At 64.0% G+C, this 22,976-nt stretch carries 16 protein-coding genes; 6 read left to right on the forward strand and 10 right to left on the reverse strand.

Features of this window, described 5'->3' with window-relative positions; all coding sequences use genetic code 11:
- Window positions 1-81: 81 nt before the first annotated feature.
- From E4631_RS15385 to E4631_RS15400, 4 genes are all read right to left on the reverse strand, one after another.
- Window positions 82-876, reverse strand: a complete 795-nt coding sequence (locus tag E4631_RS15385) for a LytTR family DNA-binding domain-containing protein (protein ID WP_166647989.1) — start codon at window positions 874-876, stop codon at window positions 82-84.
- Window positions 877-922: 46 nt separating this feature from the next.
- Window positions 923-1,939, reverse strand: coding sequence for a sensor histidine kinase (locus E4631_RS15390; protein WP_133656409.1), 1,017 nt, complete (start codon window positions 1,937-1,939; stop codon window positions 923-925).
- Window positions 1,940-1,988: 49 nt separating this feature from the next.
- Window positions 1,989-3,299: an erythromycin esterase family protein gene (locus E4631_RS15395; RefSeq protein WP_133656408.1), complete on the reverse strand. Its 1,311-nt coding sequence runs from the start codon at window positions 3,297-3,299 to the stop codon at window positions 1,989-1,991.
- Window positions 3,300-3,444: 145 nt separating this feature from the next.
- Window positions 3,445-5,760, reverse strand: a complete 2,316-nt coding sequence (locus E4631_RS15400; protein WP_133656407.1) for an RND family transporter — start codon at window positions 5,758-5,760, stop codon at window positions 3,445-3,447.
- A 142-nt stretch (window positions 5,761-5,902) separates the two neighbouring features.
- On the opposite strand from E4631_RS15400, the gene E4631_RS15405 reads away from it, so the two are divergent.
- The 5 genes from E4631_RS15405 (at window position 5,903) to E4631_RS15425 (ending at window position 9,351) form a co-directional block, all read left to right on the forward strand.
- Window positions 5,903-6,151, forward strand: coding sequence for a hypothetical protein (locus E4631_RS15405; protein WP_133656406.1), 249 nt, complete (start codon window positions 5,903-5,905; stop codon window positions 6,149-6,151).
- A gap of 430 nt (window positions 6,152-6,581) precedes the next feature.
- Window positions 6,582-6,941, forward strand: a complete 360-nt coding sequence (locus tag E4631_RS15410; protein ID WP_133656405.1) for an ankyrin repeat domain-containing protein — start codon at window positions 6,582-6,584, stop codon at window positions 6,939-6,941.
- Between the two features lie 62 nt (window positions 6,942-7,003).
- Window positions 7,004-7,798: a thymidylate synthase gene (locus E4631_RS15415; RefSeq protein WP_133656641.1), complete on the forward strand. Its 795-nt coding sequence runs from the start codon at window positions 7,004-7,006 to the stop codon at window positions 7,796-7,798.
- Between the two features lie 221 nt (window positions 7,799-8,019).
- Window positions 8,020-8,535, forward strand: a complete 516-nt coding sequence (locus E4631_RS15420; RefSeq protein WP_133656404.1) for a hypothetical protein — start codon at window positions 8,020-8,022, stop codon at window positions 8,533-8,535.
- 621 nt (window positions 8,536-9,156) lie between these two features.
- A complete protein-coding gene (locus E4631_RS15425) occupies window positions 9,157-9,351 on the forward strand; it encodes a hypothetical protein (protein WP_133656403.1) in 195 nt (64 codons plus the stop codon).
- Between the two features lie 30 nt (window positions 9,352-9,381).
- On the opposite strand, the gene E4631_RS15430 is transcribed toward E4631_RS15425, so the two are convergent.
- The 4 genes from E4631_RS15430 to E4631_RS15445 all read right to left on the reverse strand — a co-directional run bounded on the left by E4631_RS15430 (window position 9,382) and on the right by E4631_RS15445 (window position 13,353).
- Window positions 9,382-10,185 (reverse strand): aminotransferase class IV, encoded by an 804-nt coding sequence (locus tag E4631_RS15430; protein WP_133656402.1) that lies wholly within the window; start codon window positions 10,183-10,185, stop codon window positions 9,382-9,384.
- A 203-nt stretch (window positions 10,186-10,388) separates the two neighbouring features.
- Window positions 10,389-11,534 carry a DNA-processing protein DprA gene (dprA, locus tag E4631_RS15435; protein WP_133656401.1) on the reverse strand — a complete coding sequence of 382 codons (1,146 nt, stop codon included), beginning with the start codon at window positions 11,532-11,534 and terminating at the stop codon, window positions 10,389-10,391.
- Window positions 11,535-11,636: 102 nt separating this feature from the next.
- Entirely contained in the window at window positions 11,637-12,962 is a 1,326-nt protein-coding gene (locus E4631_RS15440) for a S41 family peptidase (RefSeq protein WP_133656400.1), read from the reverse strand.
- A gap of 34 nt (window positions 12,963-12,996) precedes the next feature.
- On the reverse strand, window positions 12,997-13,353 hold the full coding sequence (locus E4631_RS15445; protein WP_068334165.1) for a MerR family transcriptional regulator: 357 nt from the start codon (window positions 13,351-13,353) through the stop codon (window positions 12,997-12,999).
- Window positions 13,354-13,561: 208 nt separating this feature from the next.
- Between E4631_RS15445 and alaS the strand changes: the two genes are divergently transcribed.
- Window positions 13,562-16,318, forward strand: coding sequence for an alanine--tRNA ligase (gene alaS, locus E4631_RS15450; RefSeq protein ID WP_133656399.1), 2,757 nt, complete (start codon window positions 13,562-13,564; stop codon window positions 16,316-16,318).
- Between the two features lie 167 nt (window positions 16,319-16,485).
- On the opposite strand, the gene E4631_RS15455 is transcribed toward alaS, so the two are convergent.
- Window positions 16,486-17,958 carry an amidohydrolase family protein gene (locus tag E4631_RS15455; protein WP_133656398.1) on the reverse strand — a complete coding sequence of 491 codons (1,473 nt, stop codon included), beginning with the start codon at window positions 17,956-17,958 and terminating at the stop codon, window positions 16,486-16,488.
- A 396-nt stretch (window positions 17,959-18,354) separates the two neighbouring features.
- On the reverse strand, window positions 18,355-22,929 hold the full coding sequence (locus E4631_RS15460) for a cellulose binding domain-containing protein (RefSeq protein WP_133656397.1): 4,575 nt from the start codon (window positions 22,927-22,929) through the stop codon (window positions 18,355-18,357).
- Between the last annotated feature and the right edge of the window lie 47 nt (window positions 22,930-22,976).

Raw genomic sequence — 22,976 nt, forward strand, 5'->3', positions numbered from 1 at the left:
GCTACCGCGCGCTGACCCAGCCGAATCCCGCATCTGGGTCGGCTAGGTCAGCGCGCAATATGTAGGTTCAGGGCCTGGTCGCTACCCCTCCAGCCAGCGGCGAAAGGCCGCGGTTTGGGTGGTGCTGCTGGTGAGCGTGGCCCCGTGCCGGAGCTTGACCAGCAAGCGGTTGTTGAAATACGGCTCGGCCTTGGCCACGGCGCTGAGCTGCACCAACTCGCTGCGATTGAGGCGGAAGAAATGAGCAGGGTCGAGCTGCTGCTCCCACTCGGTGAGGGTGCCGGCCAGTGGGTGGCGCGCCCCGCGCTGGTCGATAGCAAAGACTATCCCCTCGTCGGCCTGCAAAAAAGCTACGTCGGCGGCGGGCAGCAGGTAGAAGCTGTTGTTGGGCTGGCGCACGGTCAGGCGCTGGCGGTAGCTGGGGGCCGGCTGGTGCAGGGCCGCCCGCAGCTGCTCGACCACGGCCGCCGGCAGGCCCTGGGTGGGGGGTAGGGCCGGTGCGGGGCCTGGGGCGAAGCTGGCGCGCAGGCCCTCATACTTGGCCAGGGCGGCGGCAAACTGCTCGTACGTAAAGGGTTTGAGCAGGTAGCCGATGCCATTGGCCTGGAAGGCGGGCAGCAAAAACTGGTCGTAGGCCGTGAGGAAAATGATGGGGCAGGTCACTCGCACCTGCTCGTAGAGGCTGAACACGTTGCCATCCAACAGCTCAATATCGGAGAAAATGAGGGCGGGCATGTCGTTCTCGGCAAACCAGGCCAGGCCTTTTTTAATGCTGCGCACCTCGTGCACGTCGTGAGTCGGCAGGCCGTAGCGGGCCGCGAAGCTGCGAACCTGGGCGGCCGTAGGGGCCTCGTCTTCAATAAGGAGCAGGCGCATAGGGAAGGAAACAGATGAATAAGTAGCGCGAAGCGGAAGCTGCGCGCTACTGCCCCTGGCGCAGCAGCGGCACCGTGACGACAAACGACTCCGCATCAGCGAAAATCTGCACGGGCTGGCTGGCCAGCAGGCGGTAGCGCTCCTGCAAGTTGCGCAGGCCGGTGCCGCCGGGCTCGGGGCGCGTGCGCTTGGGGCGCTGGGGGTTGTGGGCGCGCAGCTGGCTGGGCAGCACGTGCAGGCTGAGGAGCAGCGGGTCTTCTTCGTCGCCGCTATTGTGCTTGAGCGCGTTCTCCACCAAAATCTGGAGCGTGCCGGGCACCGTGTAAAGCCGGTCCGGGTCTACCCCAGGGGCAAGGGTAGTGGCAAAGGCGTAGGCCGCGCCGAAGCGGTGGCGCAGCAAATACACGTAGTCGTCGAGAAAGCGCAGCTCGTCGGCCAGCGTCACGAAATCGGCGTCGCGGTGCCGGATGAGGTAGCGGTACAGGTTGGCAAAGCAACTCAGGTAGTGGCCCGCCACCTCCGCATCCTGGCCGATGAGCATATGCAGCACGTTCAGGTTATTGAATAGGAAATGCGGGTCGAGCTGGGCCTTGAGGGCGCGCAGCTCGCTTTCGGCCTGCGTCTTTTGCAGGTGCAGCACGTGGCGCTGGGCCTCGAAGTAGCGCTTGCCGGTGAGCAGCACCGCCAGTAGGCCGTAGCTTTTGGCGTGCTGCACGGCCCCCAGCACCACGCGGCCCGCCGACAGCGTCGGAGCGTGCCCAAACAGGTGGCTATACAGGCCGATGTACGCCCCGCCGCTCAGCAGTAAAAATACGGGCAGCAGCGCCAGCCCCAGCCAGTGCCGGCCACCCAAAAACAGCGGCAGCAGCCCGCCTACCAGCAGCGCCACGGTAGCGGTATCGAAGAGCACCGTGGCGCCGACTATCGGCAGCAGCCGGCCAAGCGTCGCACTGGTATCGGCCCGGTACTGAAGCAGCAGCACGGGTGCCACCACCAGCCAGTAGGCCGTCACCAGGCCAAGGTCGGAGCGGGAGGGCCGCCGGGTAGCGAAGGAAAAAGCCATAGCAGACAAAGAAGGTGCAAGATGCGGCTGGCATGGTCTTCGGGGGTGCCTACCGCTGGCCAATGGCGCCGGCGCTGCCTGGCAGCAGGGGCGCCACCGCCTCCGAGTCGCGCACCAGCAGCAGGTACTGCACGTAGGCGGTGGCGGGCTGGGCGGGGTCGAACTGCATTTGCTGGCTGGCGGGAAGGCCGGGGGCGTAGGTGATGTGCACCGGCAGGCGGTGGGCGGCCGTGCCGGGCGCGTCGAGCCGCACGAGTGTGGTGCTGCCGGGCAGCGTACGCGCCTTAAGCGCCGCTATCCCTTGCAGCCGCACCAGTGGCCCGTCGTGGTTGAACTTATCAACTGCCGTAAACTCTTGGCCCGGCGTGCGCCAGGGCGCGGGCAGCCCGGCCGAGGCCATCAGCATGCGGCAGCCCGAATAAGTGCTGAGAATGGACACGATTTTGTCGTGGCCCGGTAGTGTGCTTTGGCGAATGTAAGCGGCCAGACTACTGAAATTCAGGCCCTTTTGCTGCGGCACGTGGCCCAGGCCCCACAGGCCATACAGCTTCTCGTGCGTTAGGTGCCAGAGGGGTAGGGCCGCCTGGTAGTTGGCAAACAGCTGCTGCTCGCGGCCCGGCAGCGTGCGGGCGTAACCCAGGTTGGTGAGCGCGTGCAGCACCTCGGCATAAGCCTGGCGGCCGAGGGCGCGGCGGGCGGCGGGCGCGGCTTGGCGCAGCGCGCGCTGGGTGCGCAGGGCGAGGTCGGTGGCCAAGGCGGGGGTAGCGCGCAGGGCAGTTTGCACCGAGTCGAGGCCGGCGGCCAACTGGGGGGGTAGGGGCCGGCCGGCGGCGCGCTGGTCACTGAGGTAATCGGCCAGTAGCGCGTAGTCCTGCACGCCGTCGATGCCCACAAACTGAATGCGCCGGGCGGGCGGTAGCGTCTGGTTCAGGCCCCGGATGCGGCGGATTTTGGCCACGAAATCGGCGTTGCCCCACTGCGCCTGCTCGCGCACCCAGCTGGCAAATACGCGGGCCAGGGTGGCCTCGTCGCCGGTGCGCAGGTACTCGTTGAGGTAATAGGCTTTGGCACAATCGACTTCGGCCAGGTAGCGGCGCACGCCGGCCCGCTGGTTGAGGTGGCGCAGCAGGGCAAAATCTACGTCTTGCAGCCGCTGCACGCCGTGCGACTCGCCCAGCAGGAACACTTTATTTTGGTAAAAAGCCTGGTCGTACAGCGCAAACCGGGGCGGGCTGGCCAGGTCCAGCGTTTCGCGGGGCGCGTCGGCAAAAACGGAGTCGGGCTGCTGGGCGCGGGCGGCGCCAGCCAGCAGCAGGGCCGCGCCCAGTAGCATCGGGCGGAAGAAGGGGGGTAGGCTCATGCGCAGAAAGGCTAGGGTGAAACGTGGCCCAAACCACGCTCTCGGCCCTGCCTGAGCTACTGCACATTCTTTCTAACCAAGGGAAAAAGCGGTTGAAGCCGCCGAAAAATCCGACGACTTTGCGCCCGCAACCGGCCCTACCCCCTCACTTACCGCCAACCAGCTCCGGCACCGCCCCCGCCTTTTTGCGCTTGCGCCCATACACGCCCAGTATCAGCAGCGGCAGCAGCGTCAGCTCGGCCACCACCCCAAACAGCAGCGTGAGCCCAATCAGCAGCCCTACGTAAAACGTGCCGTCGAACGACGAGAACAGCAGCGTCCCGAAGCCGCCCACCAGGATGAGCGAAGTGACAATGACCGCCTGCCCAGCCAGAATATACGTGCGCCGCACCGCCTTGAACAAGTCCGGCTCGTGGCCCATCGTGAGGCGCAACTTGCTGATAAAGTGAATAGTATCATCCACCGCAATGCCAAAGGCGATGGTGAAGATGATGCTCGTGCTCACCTTCATGCTCACGCCCGCCAGGCCCATCACGCCCGCCACCACCAGAATGGGCAGCAGGTTGGGCACCAGCACCACCAGGGTCATGCGCACCGACCGAAACAGCAGCAGCACGATAACGACGACCATCGCCACGTCAATGGCCATGCCCTGTATCATGTTCAGGGTCAGGTTCTCATTATTCTTATCGATGAGGTTGGACGAGCCCGTGAGGCGGGTGCGCAAAATGGTCGTATCAATGCCGGTGCGTAAAAAGTGGCGCAGCGCGCCATTCAGCGCGTCGGCCCGGATGCTGCCCACGTCCACCATGCGGCCGGTGAGGCGGCCGGCGCTGCCATCGGGTAGCACCAGCGCCCGAAACTCGGGCCGCTTCCTGAACTGCCGCAACGGCCCGCGCAACCGCGCCAGGCCTGCCGAATCGGGGGGTAGGCGGTACTCGGCCAGCCCGCCGCCGTGCAGCGCCTGGTGCACCGTGCGCACCAGCGTGGCCGGCGAGGCCGAAAACTTCAGCCCGTAAGTAGTACCCAGGTAGTGCTCAATTTTCGTGGTCTGGGCCAGCACGGCGGGGTCGTACACATCGCGCCCGCCGGCCGGCTTCAGCTCCAGTTCGAAGGGCCGCACGCCGGCAAAGTGGCCGTTGAAAAACGCAAAATCTTTCCGCACCGGGTCGTTTTTTGACAAGTCATCGAGCAGCGACGAGTTGATGCGTACCCGCGTGGCCAGCCCAACGCTGGCCACCAGAATGAGCGCGCTGAGCCCAAAAACCAGCCGGCGCCGGCGCAGCACGCCCACAAACAGGCGGCCCAGCACGCCGTCCCAGTCGTGCCCATGCTTGCGCGGCTCGCGCAGCGCCGGCTTATTGAGCAGTACCAGCATGGCCGGCAACAGCGTGAAGCTCAGAAAGAAAGCCAGAATAACGGCAATGCCCGTAAACAGCCCGAAGTTGTGAATGGGCCGGATGGTGCTCGTCATCAGCGTAAAAAAGCCAATACTCGTCGTCAGCGCCGACAGCCCCGACCCAAAGCCCGACTCCTTAATCGTGGTGCGCAGCGCGTGCTTCTTGCCCGCCCCGTAGCCCAGCTCGCTCACGTAGCGACTGATAATGTGGATGGTATCCGACATACCCACCACAAACAGCATCAGCGGCAGCAGGGCCGTCATCAGGTCGATGCTGATGCCGCAGGCGCCCATCACGCCCAGGCCCCAGATGATAGCACCCACCACCACCACCAGCGGCAGAATAACGCCCCACCAGGTGCGAAACGTGAGCCATAATAGCCCCATTACCAGCGCGAAAGATAACGACATGAAGATAATCATCTCCCGCTGCAAGCGGTCTACAAATACCGACTGCGCCACCACCTTGCCCGCAAAATGCACCCGCGCCTCGGGCAGCCCCGCCCGCGCCAGCCCGGCGCGCAACTCCGTCAGCAGCGAGTCGCCGGGCGGCTTCTTGAGGTCGGGCGTGGTCTGGATGACCAGCGCCACGGCCCGCGCATCGGGGCTGAAGACGTTGCCCACCAGGCCCGGCGTCTTATAAATGAGCGTCGAGTCGGCGGCGCGGCGGCTGGGGTCGGCGCGGTACTCGGCCGGGTGCAGGTAGGGTAGGGTGTAGGCCCCGACGCCCTCCACCACGGTCTGGCTAAGCGTGGTGGGCGAAGTCACGTGCAGCACGTTGCGCTGCCGCCGCGCCACCCGTGTGAGGCTATCAACTTGGGTTAGAAAAGCGGGCGAAAAAGCCGTTTGGCCCGGCCCGGCCTCCAGGGCCAGCAGCAGGTAGTCGTTGTCGTTGCCGAAGCGCTGGGTATAGCCCTGGTAGTAGTCCAGGTCGGGGTCGCCAGCGGGGTAAAAGTCGTTGAAATTGTAATTAAAGCGCAGCTGGGCGGCAAAGTAGCCGGCCAGCCCCGTGAGCAGGGCCAGCACCAGCAGCGTGAGGTAGGCAGTTCGGCGAAGAGGCATAACAAGTGGTAGCGCAGACTCTGCGAGTCCGCGCGTGAAATGCGGCCCCGCACCCGCTTCGGGATGTCCGAAACGCGTTGTACTTTAGAAGCCGCAACTACCTCTAACCCCCTAATTTTCGCAATTGTTTCGCCCCAAGCACATGAAAAAGTCCCTGCTCGCGTTTGCCCTGCTGGCTTCGGCCGCCACCGCCTTTGCTCACGACGGCGATAAGCCCGCCAAAGGCAAAAAAGCTGACCATTGCACCGCCGCGGCCGCCGCCAAGTGCTCAACAGGAATGGCCGGCACCAGCATGGCCGGTATGCCCGCCTGCTGCCGCGCCAAAATGGCCACCGTAAAGGCCGCGATGCCCGCCACGGTGGAGGTAAAAACGAAGACGACCTCGCTGTAAAAGCAGCAGTTATATCTGCAACGCGTCACTGAGCCCCGCACGCTAGTTAGTATTTTTCTGTCATGACTGCTTATGAGCTTGGCCATTTATTTGGGGCAACAATTCGCCACGTGGGAATAGCTGCTGGGTTTCTGTTCATGTTTCGACAGTTTCGTAGCTCTGATAAGCTCTGATAAACCAGTAATTAATTGCAAAAAAGCCGCCTGGAAGGCGGCTTTTTTGCGCCTGAATACTGCTGAAGTATGCAGCTTCGGTAGTAGGCGTGTATGTGTTGAAAACAATACGGTAAGGCTAATTCCTGCGTAACTTAGTCCCCGAATTGACTTATTCTTATAAAGTGAAAACGCCTATACTCTTCATTGCTACCCTGTTCTGCTTTGCCTTTACTGCCCAAGCTCAGGCGCCGAGCAAGGAACTGGCAACGGCAGTTATGAAAAATAACGTCGCCGCTGTCGAAACTCTGCTGACGGCCGGGGCCAACCCCAATGCCCCGGTCGAAATAGTGCCAGGCTTCCCCACTACCTACCTCGTCACGGCCGCCGGCAATGGCAGCCTCGACCTGGTAAAGGTTCTGCTCAAGCACAAGGCGCAGGTCAACCAGCCCGATGGCTTCAAAACCACCGCCCTCATGGCCGCGGCTGGCAAAGGCAACAAGGCGCTGGTGGAGCTGCTGCTGGCCAGCGGCGCCGATGCCAAAGCCAAGGACGACGACGGCAAAGATGCCCTGGCCCTGGCCAAAGAGGGGGGTAGCAAGGAAACCGCAGCCCTGCTGGAGCAGAAGCCGAAGTAGCCGCCCGGGGCAGGCAAGGCCGGCCGGCGCTACTTTTGCCCGCTCGCAACCCGCCTACCCCCATGCGCCAATACCAAGCTCTTCTACAGGAAATCCTCGACCACGGCACGCTCAAAACCGACCGCACGGGCACGGGTACGCTGTCCATTTTCGGCCCGCAGATGCGCTTTAATCTGGCCGAGGGCTTCCCGCTCGTCACCACCAAAAAGGTGCACCTGAAGAGCATTATCCACGAGCTGCTGTGGTTTTTGCAGGGCGATACCAATATCGCTTATCTCAAAGAGCACGGCGTGAAAATCTGGGATGAGTGGGCCGATGAGAACGGCAACCTCGGCCCCGTGTACGGCTACCAGTGGCGCAGCTGGCCCGATGGCCACGGCGGCCACATCGACCAGATTGCGCAGATAATCAATCAGCTAAAGACCCAGCCCGACTCGCGCCGCATGGTGGTGAGCGCCTGGAACGTGGCCGACCTGCCCCAGATGAAGCTGCCCGCCTGCCACGCGCTGTTTCAGTTTTACGTGGCCGATGGCCGCCTGAGCTGCCAGCTCTACCAGCGCTCGGCCGATGTGTTTCTGGGTGTGCCCTTCAACATTGCCAGCTACGCGCTGCTCACCCTGATGGTGGCGCAGGTGACGGGCCTGCAGCCCGGCGAATTTATCTGGACCGGCGGCGACACGCACCTCTACAGCAACCATCTCGACCAGGCCCGCCAGCAGCTGGAGCGCGCCCCGCGCCCGCTGCCCACCATGCGCCTCAACCAGGCCGTGACGGACATCCTGGGCTTCCAATACGACGACTTCCAGCTCGAAAACTACGACCCCTGGCCGGCCATCAAAGCGCCCGTCGCGGTGTAGTATTCCTGGGTTAAGTGTTAACCAATAGCTTATAAATAAGATGTTGAAGAAGTGAAAGGGTAGTAGCGCTTACTTTCCGGTTCGTGCGCGCAGCGAGCATCATCGTTCGCGCCATTCCATCCTGCCCGCCAACGCGCGCACGAACTGGAAAGGCCCGCCATGCGGTTAGCCCAAAACTTCCTAAATAGCTTTAAAAGAAGAATTAGCAGTAATTTAGGCGGATGATAATCAGATTGGCGCTGTTGGGCGCGCTGCTGCTGGCCGCCGGGGCCGCCCAGGCCCAGGAGGGCTACGCGGCCCCCGGCTTCCCGATGCTGCCCCACCGGCGCCCCCTACCCCCCGCCACCACGCCCTTGCCGTTGCGGTCGCCGGTGCTGCCCCGCTTCTGGCACGAAACTGACCCCACGCGGCAAGCGGCCGGCCGCGACCAGTTTTTTGAGTTTGTGTCGGCCCAGGCCCAGTACCCCGAGTCGGCCCGCCCGGCCCCCGACCAGCCCAACGTACTTATGCCCACCGGGCGCATTTTTGTGAGCATTCAGGTGCGGCCCAACGGCTCGGTGCGCCAGCCCCCGCGCATTGTGCGCCGCGAGCTTACGCAGCCCGAGGCTGCCTACCCCCCCCCCGCCATCCGGGCCCTCGATACCGAGGCCCAGCGGGTGCTGGGTGCCCTGCGCTTCGTGCGCTCGCCCGCTACCCAGGATTCGCTGGTGGTGCCCATGCGCTTTATCGCGAAGTGAATACTCAGATTGCTAGCGCTTTACAGAGCGGTTTTCAAGTCGGTGTACACGGCTCGTTCTCGCGTTCGCCTCACCCCCGGTCACCTCTCCGCAAAGGAGAGGGGGAGCCAAACTGGCAACAAGCGTACACTGACTTGAAATTCACGCTAGTGGATTTGTTGATGGGCTGTACCGTTGCGGCGGGCAGGAAGCCGCACTGCTGCTGACTTCTCTGCTGTTGGTAGTAAAGCACTTGCGTCTGGCCACGCACTATTTATTGACTGCGGTGCTACTAATTCTGGCTGGAATGCGTATTTATTTATCGAGCTATTTCAGCTGTATTCACATTCTTCAGAGAAGAATGTGAATACAGCTGAGAAGCCTTGCAGGAATAGGAATAAATTGCTGACCCTGAGTTACTCCAGAATAGCAGCTGTCTCAGAATAGCGTATTAGATTTCGTGATATAACTTTTTTTATAATTATTTGACGTGTATTTTCAGCTTTTCAGCCAGTAATTTACCTTCTTTATCGAAAAAAAGGTTTTTAAAGTGTTTTAAGGGATATTTTTGTTCAGGTCAAATATGGATAAAATTGGCACCTAAATTGTACTTATTTTTGTCCACCCATCAGCTATTTAGTCGTGCGTATTTCCCCGCTCTCAACCCTGCATCGCTCGCTGATTGCCTTCAGCGCCCTGCACTTAGGCTACGGCCCGCGGGCAATAGTGCTGGCTACCCACCAAGTGACGGAGGCCGACCTGCATCGCCACCAAGCCGATTGGCAGCGCCTGCAAGCCTTGCGCAACGCCGATCAGGCCAACAACGAGCTACGGTAATACTCTCCTGGCCGCGGGTAATAGCAAAGCTTAAAACTGGCTCAGCCACGCCAGCCACGTTGCGCTGGGCGCAGCAAATTGGTGAGTGCCTACCCCCCGCACGGGCCGCAAAGCGGCCGCGTTAGCCGTGAAAACGGCGTCGGCTGCCAGGAGTGCTTCCCGCTGGTAGAGTCCCTCCTGGCAGGCCTGGCCTGCGGCCAGGGCCGCCCGCAGCACGGCCGCCCGGCGCACGCCCGCCACGCAGCCACTAGCCAGCGCCGGAGTGTACAAAACGTTGTTTTTTAGCCAAAAAATAGCTGCTGCGCCGGTTTCTGCCACATACCCGGCCGCATCGCAGAGAATAATCTCATCCAGCCCGCGCTGCTGCCGCTCGTGGGCGGCGCGCACGTAGAGCCAGGCCTGTGGCCCTTTGCAAAAGCTCAGCGGGGAGGGCAACGTAGTAGTTTCGCGGGCAAAATCGACGTACATCAGGGCAGAGTTATCGGCCGCGAACGGCTCGGCGGTGGCCAGCCACTCGGCCGCATCAGTAGGCGGCGTGTAGCGGCCGCCGCCGGCGCGCCATAGTTGCAGCCGCAGGCGGGCGGCGGGCAGCTCGTTGGCAATGGCCAGCCGGGCCAGCGTAGTTTGCAGCGCCTCCGCGGTGGCGAGGGCGGTGGGCAGTTCCAGGTGCAGGGTAGCGGCGGCTTGCTGCATGCGGGCCAGGTGGTCAGTGACTAGGCGCAGGCGCCCTGCCATAAAAATCAGGGTTTCAAAAAACCCGTCGCCGAAGGCCAGGCCGCGGTTGGGTAGGGGTAGGGTAGCAGTAGCTAGTAGCTTGTTATTATAAAGTAACATCGATACTAAAGATAGGGAGAAGCTGCGTGAGGTTGCAGTGAAAGTTGGTTGGGAAGCCGGCCGGCCCTTATGCCCGGCTCGTTGGGGAGGCTCGCTCCTCGTCGTTCGGGCGTCGTTACACCAACGCGCGATTACGCGGTAAGCTCAGAATGACGGACGCTTCTGCGTAAATCCGCTTATAAGGTCATCAACAATAAATTCAGTTAGATAAGCCCAAATTTCTTGCCCGGCAGCGCCCGCACTACTCCGCTGAATTCTAACGCCAGCAGCAGCGCGGCTACAGTATGAATGGGCTGCTGCGCCCGCCAGGCCAGCTCGTCGATGTGCAGCTCCCGGCCGGGCGCGGCGGCCAGCACACCCACCAGAGCAAACTCTTCGCCCGTGAAGTCGTCGGGCGAGTAGCAGGGGGTAGGCTGAAATTTCCCGGTCTGGTACAGGGCGGCGTCCCAATTTAGGAGCTGCTCCAAATCGGCGGGCTCGGCGTAGAGCGCGGCCTTATTGTTTTTGATTAACGCATTGCAGCCCGCCGAGGCGGCCGACGACACATTGCCGGGGATGGCCAGCACGTCGCGGTCGTAGCTCAGGGCCAACTCGGCGGTGATGAGCGCGCCGCCCTTGGCGGCGGCTTCCACTACCACCGTGCCATCGGCTAGGCCGGCGATGATGCGGTTGCGCTGCGGAAAGTTGTAGCGGTCGGGCTGGGTACCGAAGGCAAACTCGGTGAGCAGGCCACCCGTTTCGCGCATTTTTTCGGCCGTTTTGCGGTGCGCGGCGGGGTAAACTATGTCGAGGCCAGTGGCCATTACGCCCACTGTGGCCAGGCCTTCCTGCAAGGCCGCGCGGTGCGCCAGGATATCAATACCGTAGGCCAGGCCGCTGATGACGAGCGGGTTGTGCGGCACCAGGCCGCGCACCAGCGCCTCGGTTTGCTCGCGGCCGTAGTCGGTGGCCTGGCGCGTGCCCACGATGGCCACGGTTTTGGGTGCGTTCAGGTTGGCCGGGCCCTGGTAGTAGAGCAGCACCGGCGCGTCGGGAATGAGCTTGAGGCGCGCCGGAAACTGCTTGCTGGTGTAAAATAAAATCGCTACCCCCTCCTTTTCGGCCTTGCGCAGGCTGGCCTCGGCCTGGGCCTGCGCCTGGCCGCGCGCGGGGCCGGTCAGGATTTTGAGAGTGGCTTCGCCTACCCCCGGAATGCGCCGCAGCTTGCCGGGCGGCAGCGCAAACACGTTTTTGGCCGAGCTGCCGTAGCTCATCAGCTGGCGCGTTAGCTGCGGGCCGATGCCGGGCAGCAGCGTCAGGGCCAGCTCGTGGTAGAGGTCGTCGGTGCTCGTAGGGGGGGTAGGGGTCATGCAACCGGTTGGTAATCTTACGCTTTTGGTGAGCTGGTTAATGCCTCGGAAAGTACAGGTGCCGCCCGGTGCCTGGCCCGCGCAAGCGCCCCGACCGGCGACTTACCTCACGGCCCGGATGGCCTCTTCTAAAAGCACATCCTGGTCGGCACGGCCTTCACTGGCTTCCCGGTAAAGGGCCGGAATGAAGTCCTCGCGCGGCTGGCCGTTCACCTGCAATAACTGTTCCTCCCCTAAGTCTACCTTGGCCTCGCAGCGCGCCAGGCGCTCATTAAAGAGCGCCCCCAGCAAGTCGGCCAGCTCGGAGCCCGCGGTTTTAATGCCCAGCGCATCAAAGCCAATCAGCAGGCCCTCGCCCATGCTGCCGGTCCAGTGGCCCCCAAGCACCACTACTTTGCCGGGGTAGTAGGGGGCGAGCGGCAGCACGTATTCCACAAATTTGCGCGGCACGCCAAAGCGCCGCTCCTCGCTGGGCACCACGTGGATTTGGTAGGGCTGCTCGCGCTGCACAAAGTGGCCCATGATGCTGCGGGCCACGGTCGTGTTGCCACCGCTAGGCGTATTGCGCAGGTCCAGCACGAGCACTTTCGCCGGCAAGGCCTGTTGCAGCGCCTCCCGGAAGGCCGCGATGGTTTCGTTCCGACCCAACGAGTTGTTGAGGCGAATGATAGCTACCTCGCCCCGTTGCTCCAGGCTGAGGGGGGGAGCGGCCCGCACCCGCTCGGCTTGCTCGCCGGGCGAGCGCAGCGGGTACTGCTGGCGCGCCTTTCCGACCCCCAGCGTGAGCTGCCGCGAATGCTGGCGCAAGCCGCCCAGGGCAATGTTGAGGCCCGCATCGATTTGCACGGGGGAGAGGTCCGCCAGGGGCCGCCCCATCACGGCTTCGACGGCTGCCTGGGGCGTGCGTGCGTCGATGCGTATAATCTGCGCGCCGGGCCGGATGCCTTGTTGCGCCGCGTCGCTGTCGCGCCGAACGTCTACTAGCTCGAAGCGGCCTGCGCGGTACCGCGCCGAGAGGTCCGAGCTGGTAGGCACCACGTTGTAATCCTGCGCATCAAGCGGCCCCACGATAAAATGCGGGTCGGCAAAGTTGTGGGCCACAACTTGCAGCACGTCCCGAAATTCTTCCTTCGATTTGGCAGCTAGCGCTTGCGGCTCGAAATAAGCAAGAATGGCGCTGCCCGCCACGCCGGGCCGGGAAAAGTACCCGTAATTGGTGCGGAGCAGCTCCGTAAACTCGGCCCACGCCGCTGCCGCGTCAAAAAGCACTGCCTGCGCCGGGTGGTGCGCCGGCACCGCGCGCACAGCCTGCGCAGGGGGGGTAGGCCGCGGGTAGCGGCTCCCGGCCAAAGCTGCCCCGGTGGAGGCCGCCACGCCAATGCCCAGGGCAGTAGCCAGAAAGGCAAAGGCGCTAGTAGTGAGGTGCATGTATAGTATGGCTGCCTGTGAGGCTGGCACGGGCCTACTCGCCCTTCTGCGCCGCGTCGATTTCCTTCTTCAGATTTACTAAAAAGCCGCGCACTTTTTCCAGGCTCTGAATCACGTCAATCTTGTCTTTGAGTTGGCCGCCCTTCTGCTTTAGCATCTCGCGGGCGCCGGCAATGGTGTAGCCGCGCTCCTTAACTAAATGATAGATAGTGCGAAAGATATCTACGTCGGCCTGCGTGAAGAGGCGGTTGCCCTTCTTACTCTTGCGCGGAGCCAGCTCGTCAAATTCCGTTTCCCAGAAGCGGATGAGTGACGTGGCCACGCCAAACTGCTCGGCCACTTCGCCGATGGTGAAATATTGCTTGGTAATGTCGCGCTCTTTGTAGGGCATAATGGGCGGGGCGGGGGCGGGGTAGCTGGTTAGCAGAAAAAGTCCGGTTCAGCTTCGCAAGATACACGGCGGCCCGTGGCCGCTCCCTACCCCCCCTCCGCGGGCCGCAAGCGCCGGGGCGTGAACCACTGGTTTCGCGCGCGGGTTTAAGCAGGCTACCTTTGCCTTGCCGTCGGCGTTGTCGCGGCGGGCCGTTTTTACTTCAGCTATGTCGCTCCCTACCGCCGCGCACGTGCGCCAGCAGTTCCTCGATTTCTTCGCTTCCAAAGGCCACCACATCGTGCCCTCGGCCCCGCTCGTGGTCAAGGACGACCCCACGCTGCTGTTTATCAACAGCGGCATGGCGCCGTTTAAAGACTACTTTTTGGGCAACAAGCCCGCGCCCTACAAGCGCATTGCCGACACGCAGAAGTGCCTGCGCGTGAGCGGCAAGCACAATGATTTGGAGGAGGTAGGCTACGACACCTACCACCACACCATGTTCGAGATGCTGGGCAACTGGAGCTTCGGCGACTACTTCAAGAAGGACGCCATCAACTGGGCCTGGGAGCTGCTCACGGACGTGTATAAGCTCGAAAAGGACCGGCTCTACGTGACGTATTTTGAGGGTGATGCTACCGACGGCACCGGCCCCGACACCGAGACGCAGGCCCTGTGGCGGCAGTACACCACCGACGACCGCATCCTGCCCGGCAACAAGAAGGACAACTTCTGGGAGATGGGCGACACGGGTCCGTGTGGCCCTTGCACCGAAATCCACATCGACCTGCGCTCGGACGAGGAGCGCGCCGCCACTTCGGGCCGCGAGCTGGTGAACGCCGACCACCCGCAGGTAGTGGAGGTCTGGAACAACGTGTTCATGGAATTTCAGCGCCTGGCCGACAAGTCGCTCATCAAGCTGCCCGCCCAGAGCGTGGATACCGGCATGGGCTTCGAGCGCCTGATGATGGCCGTGTCGGGCGTGAAATCGAACTACGATACGGACGTATTTCAGCCGCTTATCCAGTTTATCGCCAAGGAAGCGGGGGTAGTGTACCACGGCACCTCGCCGGCCACCGTTACCGACCTGCCCGCCACCGAGGACGAGAAAATTGACATCGCCATTCGGGTTATTGCCGACCACATCCGGGCCATTGCCTTCACCATCGCCGACGGCCAGCTGCCGAGCAACGTGAAGGCTGGCTACGTTATCCGGCGCATTCTGCGCCGGGCGGTGCGCTACGCATTCTCGTCGCTGAATCAGAAGCAGCCCTTCCTCTACAAGCTCGTGCCGGTGCTGGCCGACCAGATGGCCGGCATCTTCCCCGAGCTGAAAGCCCAGCAGGCCTTCGTGACGCGCGTGATTGAGGAAGAAGAGATTGCGTTTTTGAAAACGCTTGAAACCGGCCTGCGCCGCCTCGAAGCAATATTTCAAATTGCAGAAAACGATAAGTTTGATTACACGCCAGAGGATGGAGATGCTAACAATTCAGAATATGCCATCTGGTATAAGCGTCAAGAGCGTCTGCGTCAAATCGATGGTAAAACCGCTTTTGAATTGTCTGACACTTTTGGCTTTCCGCTTGATTTGACCGCGCTAATTGCGCGTGAACGTGGTTTTAAAGTAGACGAAAAGGGCTTTCAAGAGGCACTAGCGCAGCAGAAAAACCGCAGCCGCAACGCCCAGGAAACCGAGCAGAGCGACTGGGTGACCGTGACCCAGCACGACGCTCCCAACGAGTTTGTAGGCTACGACCACGACGAGGCCACCGCCCGCCTGCTGCGCTACCGCAAAATCGACAAGAAGGGCAAGACCGAGTACCAGCTGGTGCTCGACCAGACGCCCTTCTATGCCGAAAGCGGCGGCCAGATTGGCGACACCGGCTACCTCGAAAGCGACTTCGACAAGGTGCGCGTTATCGACACCAAGAAGGAAAACGACCTCATCATTCACACCACGCTGAGCCTGCCGCTGGAGCTGACCACCGAGCTGCGCGCCCGGCCCGACGTGGCGCGGCGCACGCTCATCCGCAACAACCACACGGCCACGCACTTGCTGCAAGCCGCGCTGCGCCAGGTGCTGGGCAGCCACGTGCAGCAAAAGGGCTCGCTGGTGAATGAGAAGCTGCTGCGCTTCGACTTCTCGCACTTCACGAAGGTGACCGAGGCGCAATTGCGCGAAATTGAGGGGGTAGTAAACGAGCGCATCCGCCGGCAGATTCCGCTGGTTGAGCGCCGCAACGTGCCCATCGCCGAGGCCAAAAACCTGGGCGCGATGGCCTTGTTTGGCGAAAAGTACGGCGACTTCGTGCGCGTCATCACCTTCGATAAGGAGTATTCGGTGGAGCTGTGCGGCGGTCTGCACGTAGCCAATACGGGCAGCATTGGCTACTTTAAAATCACGGCCGAAAGCGCCGTGGGCGCGGGCGTGCGCCGCATTGAGGCCGTAACGGCCGGCGCCGCCGAAGCCTTCGTAGACCAGCAGCTCGACCTGCTCGGCCAGGTGCGCGAGGCCCTTGGCAACCCGCAGCATCTGCTCACCTCGCTGGAAAAGCAGACCGAGGAAATCGCTACCCTGCGCAAGCAAATCGAGCAGTTTGGGCAGCAGCAAATCAACCAGCAAAAAGCCCAGCTCGTGGGCCAGGTGAAAGACCTGGGCAGCGTGAAGTTCCTGGCCGCCCAGGTGCAGGCCGGTAGCGCCGACGACCTCAAGAAGCTGGCCTACGACCTGCGCCAGGCCGTGCCCGGCCTCGTGCTGGTGCTCGGCGCCGACCTCGACGGCAAGCCCCAGCTGGCCGTGATGCTCGACGATGACATCGCCAAGGCCGGCAAGCTCAACGCCACCACCCTGGTGCGCGACCTGGCCAAGGATATCCAGGGCGGGGGCGGCGGCCAGCCGTTCTTCGCCACGGCCGGCGGCAAAAACGCGGCCGGCCTGTCCGCCGCCCTGGCCCGCGCCGAGGCCCTGGTGGCCGCTGGCGCGTAAGCCGGGGGTAGGGCGGTATAGTTAAAAAAAGCGCGCTGGCAGTGGGCCAGTGCGCTTTTTTTTGGTAGGAACGGAGCTGGGAAAACTGGGCGCCAGCGTGTATTTATCGGGTTCCTACCCCCTGTTATGCTGGTGATAGTCGCAGGTAAAAGCGTTTGCCCAAAACCCTAAAAAGCCGGGGCCGGCGGGGTTGGGTCCAGGGCGATAGCCGTGCGGTTGGCGCGGCGCAGCTCCTGGAGCGTAACGGGCACTTCCGGGTCCAGGCAGACGCGTTTGCGTGGGCCGCCCCGGCCGATGCGGAGTGGCTGGCTGCGTCCCCGGCTGGCCGGCAGGCGGCGCAACAGCCGCGCGTCGCCGTAGAGCGGCTGCCCGGCCCGTAGCACCAGCTGCGTGGTGGCGGGGCGGGCCCGCAGCACGGCCTGGTAAGGCGTGGCGCAGCCGCGCCCGTCGTAGAGCACCACGTCGGCCCACGCGCCCACGGTCAGCTCGCCCAGCTGGCCGGCCAGGCCCAGGCCCTGGGCGGCGTTGCGGGTGACCATCTGCCAGAGCTGCTGGTCGGTGAAGTGGCTGTGCAGCCGGGCCTGGTTGTAGGCGGCGGCATAGCGCAGTTCTTCGGGCAGCGTGGCCGAGCCGGTGAGCGCCCAGTCGGTACCCAGCAGCAGGTTGATGCCCAGTGAGTCGTAGCGCAGCACCGGGGCCGTCTGGCCGTAGAGTGCCAGATTGGAGTGCGGCGCCCACACCACGCTCATGCGGTGGGCGGCCAGCCACTGGGCATCGCTGCGCGCCAGGGCCATCGCGTGGATGAGGACACTGCCATCGGGCAGGGCCTGGTAGCTGCCGGGCAGCAGGCCCGCCAGGCAGCGAAACTCATTGGTGGTAGCGGCGTCGGTGCCCTCGCCCACGTGGGCCACCAGGTTACCTACCGGGCCGGTGGGGGGTAGGGCCGGCGCCCTGGTAAATAGCGGGTAGCCGCAGTCGTTGAGGCGCGGGCCGGTGGGCTTATCCCAAAGGGGAAACACGAGGTACTGCACGGTCGGCTGCGTTAGTCCCAGCCGGTGGTCGACGCGGTCGAGGTTGCGCAGCAGGCCGGGCCCGGGCGCTCCGCCAACGATGGACGTGGTGCCCACCACCAGCTGGCGCAGCTCGCTCCACACCAGCCGGGCCGGGGTGCTATCGGGGACGATTACGAGCTTGGCGTGGCCATCGAGGCCCATTCGCCACTGGTGGCGGTTGGTGTAGCGCTCGGTCACTGGCCGGGGCCGCAGGTGGTCGAAGGGCAGGTGGTCGTGCGCATTGAGCAGGCCCGGCGAAACGACGCTGCCGGGGGCCTCTATCACGGTGGCGCCCTGGGCCGCGGGGTGCGCGCTACAGTCGGGCCCGACGCAGGCAATGCGCCCCTGGGCATCCAGCAGCAGCTCGCCGGGGGCCAGCACCTGGTGCGGCAGCAGCAGCGTGGCCCGGATGAGCAGGGCCCGCGTGGCGCCGGCGGGCCGCACCACCACCGGCTCGGCGTGGGGCCCTGCCGCGTAGGCTACCCCCGGCAGCCGCCGGCATTGCAGCGTTAGCAGGCCCAGCACCAGCCACAGGCTGGCCACCTGGCAGCGTCGCCCAAAAGTCGATTCCCAAAATATCCTGCTCATACCTTGTGCCCCCTTTGCCGGCGGGCCTACTCCCGCGCTGGCGGCAAAACTACGCCCCAGGCGCTTGGTTGCCAGGTTTGAGGGCTAGCCGCCGCCGGTATTTTGCAGTGCGTGAGGGGCGCGCAGGGGTATTAGGGGGCGTTGTTATGGAGTATTTATATACTAAAAATAATTACTTTACAGCAAAAAGTACCCCGCGGCGGCTTCGGGTTTGCCGGCGGCGCGTAGGGGGGGTAGGGCCTGGAAATGTATTTGCTAAGTCAGGCTGCCGCCCGGCCTGGCCCTCGGTTCCGGGTACCCCAACGGCCTTACCCCCCGGCTTCCGGCCGGGCACAAAAAAAGGGAGCCGAGTGGGCTCCCTTTTTTCAAATTGTAGCGGTTGTGCTGCCAGTGGGCTTAGCGGGTCAGCAGGAGACGCACGGTTTGCACCCGGCCATCTAGCTGAAGGCTGCCGAGGTAAACGCCCGCGCCGAGCGAGGCACCCTGCACCGAGAAGCGGTAGTCGCGGCCGGCTTCGGCGGGGCCGTCGAAGAAGGTTTTCACTACCTGCCCCAAGGCATTGTACACCACCAGGCGGGCCGGGCCGCTGGTAGCCGCGCGGAAGTGCAGCTCCGTTTGCTCCACGAACGGGTTGGGGAAGGCCTCAAACACCGGTGTGAGGTTCAGCTGGGCCGTCGGGCCGCCGTCGTCGGTCGTGGGGGCGGCGGCGCGGGCGCTGGAGGTGGCCACCTGGGCCCCGGCCGGCTCCTGGCCGTACACCAGCTGGCCCTGCTGGTACACCGTCACGTGCAGGTTGGCGGCCAGCATGTTGTCGGGGCGGAACGAGTAGTCGTTGGTTTGGGTGAAGTTGCTGTAATTCTGCTTGTTGAGGTGCAGAATAATCCGGCCCGAATTGCCGAGCGGAGCCAGGCTGCCCAGGCTGGCCGCGAAGTGCAGCTCGGCGTAGGGCTGGGTGCCGGCCTGGCCGAAGGTCAGGCTCACGGCGCTGGTGCCCAGCTGGGCGTAGCCAACCCCGCCCTGCACGGGGCTGGTGCCGTCGGGCGTGAACCAGTAGCGCACAGTCAGGTCCTGGTAGGGTACGGCCAGGGTGCTCAGGTTATCTACCTGCGCCACCACGTCGATGGTATTGCGACTGTCCTCGGTGGTTTGGTTAGCCGATTGGGCCTGGAGCTGCACCACGGCCGTCATCGGGGCCGGCTCGATACCTCCCACCAGCGTGCCGTTGCGGTACACCGTGATGCGGTCGGTAGCGGCGTAGGTCGTGTTGGTGTTGTAAGAGTAATCGTCGGTCTCGTTGAAGGCGCTGTAGTTCTGCTTATTGATGTGCGAGAGAATACCTCCCGAGTTAGCGCCGGCTTCCAGCAGCTTAGGCGAAGTGAAGCTGTACTCGATGTAGCCGAGCGCGCCCTGGGCGGGCTGGGGCAGGGCCACGTAGCGGGCCTGCACGCCGCTGGTACCCAGCTGCGCGTAGCCAATGGTGGCCTGAATGGGCGAGAAGTTCTCCACCGTCAGGTAGTAGCGCAGGGTCAGCTCCTGGTACGGAATGGCCGCGCTGGTCGTGTTCACCAGCTGCAGGAAGGGGTCAATCGAGCTGTTGGTGGGGTTGCCGTTGCCATTCTGGTAAAGCACCGTGATGGAGCGGGAAGTGCCCTGCACCGTCACGGCGAAGGTTTTGGAGGTAGTGCCGCAGCTGTTAGCGGCGGTGGCCGTCACGGTTGTGGTGCCCACCGGGAAGGAGTAGGGCGAGGTGATGGCCGTGGTCGTGCCGCTCGTCACCACCGAGTACGTAATGGCCGGCGCGGGCGTGCCGGTAGCCGTGGCGGCAAAGCTCACCGAAGCGCTGCTCTGGCCGTAGCCGGCCGTGGCGGTAGCTACCGTGGGCACCGTGAGCACCGGCGCGAGGCAGGTAACCCCCGTTTTCACCACCTGGAAAGTAGTACCAACCCGGATGCCATCTACTACTAATACCGGCGAGGTAGTGCCCTGGCGCAGGGCCACGCTGCCAATGTTGTCGTTGGGAGCGGCAGGGGTAGAGCCCGTTTCGGTCTGGGTGGCGGTGGCGGTGGCCGGCTCGGTATCGGTGGTGGGGTTGATAAAGAGCTGGCTGGTGTTGCCGGTTTCGTCAAACGTGTACTTCACCACCACCAGAATAGTCGCGCCGAGGTCGTAGTCAGCTGGGGTATAGCTGGCCGTGCCCGTGCCGCCGCTGATGCCGAACTGCAGCTTGCCGCTGGCGTCTTTGCGCACAAATACGCGGGCGCGGTAGGTGCTGCCAATGGCCTGCGGCCCGAGGTGGAAGAAGTAGTCGCCGGTGGTCGTCACGCTGCTCACGTTCACCAAAAACGAGGCGTAGACCGGCGTGCGGGCATACACTGGCGCAAACGAGCGGTTCACGTCTTCGCCGCTGCCGGTGAGGGCCGCCGCGTTGCCGCTGTTGGGGCCGTAGCCGGCGTAGCTTAGGCTGGGCGCTACCACGGTGATGGACTTGGTGCCCGCGCCGCTGTGGGCGTTCCAGTTGTTAGCCGTGAGCAGGGCGCCCACCGGGTACTCAAAGTTCTCCTCCAGCAGCAGCGCGGCGGGCAGGGCCTGGGTGGTTTGGGCCAGGGTGCCGGGGGTAGTGGTCAGGTAGTTCTCGGCGTAGGGCGTGTTGTTGTCATTGAAGGCAAACACCGTGAAGTAGTAGGGCGAGCTGGGGCGCAGGCCCGTGATGGTTACCTGGCTGCCGGTGCCGTTGTACACCACGTAGTTGCCGGTGCCTAGCTGCTGGCCCGCGCCAAAAGCCGGGTCGGCAGTGTAGGTAGTCGCGTCGGTGGGGGTAGCATCCACGGCCGCGCCGAGGTGGGCCAGCACCAGGTATTTCTGGCTGGGGCCGCCGCCCAGGTTCAGCACCAGCGTGGTGCCGGTGACCTGGCTGGCCGTGATGGTGGCGGGGTTGGTGGGCTCATCGGCCATCGCCACGGCCACCGTCGCGAAGGACAGCTCATCGCCGTAGCTGGTGCCCAGGCCGTTGGTAGCATAGGCGCGCACGAAGTAGGTAGTGCCCGGCAGCAGGCCCGTAATGGCGCTGCTGAAGTCGCCGGGGCCGTTGCCGTCCACTGTCCGGTTGGTACCGAGTACGGGGTTGGCCGTTTTGCCCCACACTACGCCGCGGGCCGTTACGGGGCTGCCGCCATCGGTGAGGATGCTGCCGCCGCTGGTGGCGGTAGTGGGCGTGAGGGCGGTGATGGGTGCCGTGCGCAGCGTAGCCGGGTACACGGCGTCGATGCCGGTGCCCGACACGGCCACCGCCTGGTCGGGCTGGCCGGGGGTAACGACCGGAATAGTGGCGGCATACGCCTGGCTCATCGTGGGCACGAAGCGCACCTCAATGGTCGTGCTGGGCACGGTGCCATTAGTAGGCGTGAGCACAATGGCGCAGCAGGCAAACGCCGTGGCGCCGGTCCGAATCTCGAAGCCCGCCGGGGGCGTAATGGTAATCGGCCCGGTCAGACCGTTGCCGCCCACCGTGAAGGATTGCAGCAGCGAAGCCGCGCCCACGGCCACGTTGCCGAAGCTGGGCAGGCTGCTCACCGATACGGCTAAAGCGGGGGGGGTAGGAGCGGCCGTCACGGTCACCGTCACGGGCGTGCTGGTGGTGGTGAGGCTGCCGCAGGTCGAGGTAGTAGTAGCCTGGGCCACCAGGTAGTAGGTGCCCGCGCCGGGCAGGTCGGCCCCGCGCACCTGGTAGGTGGCGCCGGTAGCGCCGGCCAGGGCGGTGTAGGGTCCGCCGGCGCTGGTGCCGTATTGCCACGCGTAGGTGGCGGTGGCGCCGGTGCTGGCCATGAGGGTAGCGCCGGTGCCGGTGCTCGTCACGGTCTGGGCCGCGCCGGGCGCCACCGTTACGGGGTTGCTGGCCGGGGCCTGGCTCACGGTCAGGTTGGTGCCGTTGTCGGTGCCGGTGGTGGCGGGGGTGTCGCTGAGCACCCGCACGCGGTAGCCGCTGCCGCTGGCCGTGCCCGCCGGAATGGTCGCCGCGATGGGCGAAGTAGTACCGCTGCCGATAATACCGGCCGTGGTACTGGCCGGAAATACGCCCGCCGCATCCGAGAGCTGCACGCTGTACGTGCCCGCCGTGCCGGTGCTGGTAAACGGTACGCTCAGCGCGCTGCCCGCCGTGCTCGTCACGCAGTACGAGGTTGGGGCTACCGCGCCGGTGCTGATGCTGGCGGTGGGGGTAGGGGTGGTGCCGCCGGCCAACGTGGGGGTCAGCGTCACGTCGTCGAGGCCCGCGCCCTGGCCGTTGGTGCTGCCGCCCACGCCCATCTGGGTCCAGCGCAGGTAGTAAGCTGCGCCATTGGCAAGGCTCACACCCGTCAGGGTTACGGCCTTGGCGGTAGTTAGGGGGGGGTAGGAATACACCGTGTTGGTGGCGTCGCCGGGGTAATTCTGGGCGCCATCGGCCTGGGCCGTCCACGTCACGCCATCAAGGCTGGTGTAAAAGGTCCAGTTATACTCGCGGGTGCCCGAGCGGTATTTCTCCAGGTTGAACTGCACGCTCAAATCCTGAATGACGGCGCCCGTGCCGTTGTTCACTTGCAGCATAATGCTGCGCGGCGTGCCATACGAGCCGCTGTTCAAAAAGCCCAGCGCCCGGTCCGTAGAGCCCGCCGCGGCGGCAAAGTTGTAGGTGCCGCCGGCCGTGAAGTTGTTGCCGTTGGCAACCACGGTGGTCGCGGTGTAGTTGTTGGCGCTGCCGTAGGTCGGGGCAGCCTCGCCCGAGAGCCGGATGCCCGAAGGCGCCGTGGCCGTGGCGCTGGTGCCCAGGCCATCAAAATTCTCGGTAGTGGGGATGGCGCTCGTGAGCACCAGTTGGGCCCGCGCCCCAAGCGGGGCCGTGGCCAGGCCAGCCGCCACCAGCAGGGTAGCGAGCGGGGCCGTGAGCTTGCCGGCTAGCCCGGCGGAAAGGTAATCCTGAATAAAATTCTTCTTCATGAGAGAGAGCTGGACCGCAAGGCCGCAAAAAACCAGTAGGAAAAGGA

The sequence above is a fragment of the Hymenobacter sp. UV11 genome, from assembly GCF_004684095.1.
Lineage (GTDB): Bacteria > Bacteroidota > Bacteroidia > Cytophagales > Hymenobacteraceae > Hymenobacter.

Excerpts from the sequence above, each read along its gene's own strand:
- alaS (WP_133656399.1), top strand. The coding sequence starts at position 13,562 with ATGTCGCTCCCTACCGCCGCGCACGTGCGCCAGCAGTTCCTCGATTTC.
- E4631_RS15405 (WP_133656406.1), top strand. The coding sequence starts at position 5,903 with ATGAAAAAGTCCCTGCTCGCGTTTGCCCTGCTGGCTTCGGCCGCCACC.
- E4631_RS15420 (WP_133656404.1), top strand. The coding sequence starts at position 8,020 with ATGATAATCAGATTGGCGCTGTTGGGCGCGCTGCTGCTGGCCGCCGGG.
- E4631_RS15395 (WP_133656408.1), bottom strand. The coding sequence starts at position 3,299 with ATGAGCCTACCCCCCTTCTTCCGCCCGATGCTACTGGGCGCGGCCCTG.
- E4631_RS15460 (WP_133656397.1), bottom strand. The coding sequence starts at position 22,929 with ATGAAGAAGAATTTTATTCAGGATTACCTTTCCGCCGGGCTAGCCGGC.
- E4631_RS15400 (WP_133656407.1), bottom strand. The coding sequence starts at position 5,760 with ATGCCTCTTCGCCGAACTGCCTACCTCACGCTGCTGGTGCTGGCCCTG.
- E4631_RS15445 (WP_068334165.1), bottom strand. The coding sequence starts at position 13,353 with ATGCCCTACAAAGAGCGCGACATTACCAAGCAATATTTCACCATCGGC.
- E4631_RS15440 (WP_133656400.1), bottom strand. The coding sequence starts at position 12,962 with ATGCACCTCACTACTAGCGCCTTTGCCTTTCTGGCTACTGCCCTGGGC.
- E4631_RS15415 (WP_133656641.1), top strand. The coding sequence starts at position 7,004 with ATGCGCCAATACCAAGCTCTTCTACAGGAAATCCTCGACCACGGCACG.
- E4631_RS15455 (WP_133656398.1), bottom strand. The coding sequence starts at position 17,958 with ATGAGCAGGATATTTTGGGAATCGACTTTTGGGCGACGCTGCCAGGTG.
- E4631_RS15430 (WP_133656402.1), bottom strand. The coding sequence starts at position 10,185 with ATGTTACTTTATAATAACAAGCTACTAGCTACTGCTACCCTACCCCTA.
- dprA (WP_133656401.1), bottom strand. The coding sequence starts at position 11,534 with ATGACCCCTACCCCCCCTACGAGCACCGACGACCTCTACCACGAGCTG.
- E4631_RS15410 (WP_133656405.1), top strand. The coding sequence starts at position 6,582 with ATGAAAAATAACGTCGCCGCTGTCGAAACTCTGCTGACGGCCGGGGCC.
- E4631_RS15390 (WP_133656409.1), bottom strand. The coding sequence starts at position 1,939 with ATGGCTTTTTCCTTCGCTACCCGGCGGCCCTCCCGCTCCGACCTTGGC.
- E4631_RS15385 (WP_166647989.1), bottom strand. The coding sequence starts at position 876 with ATGCGCCTGCTCCTTATTGAAGACGAGGCCCCTACGGCCGCCCAGGTT.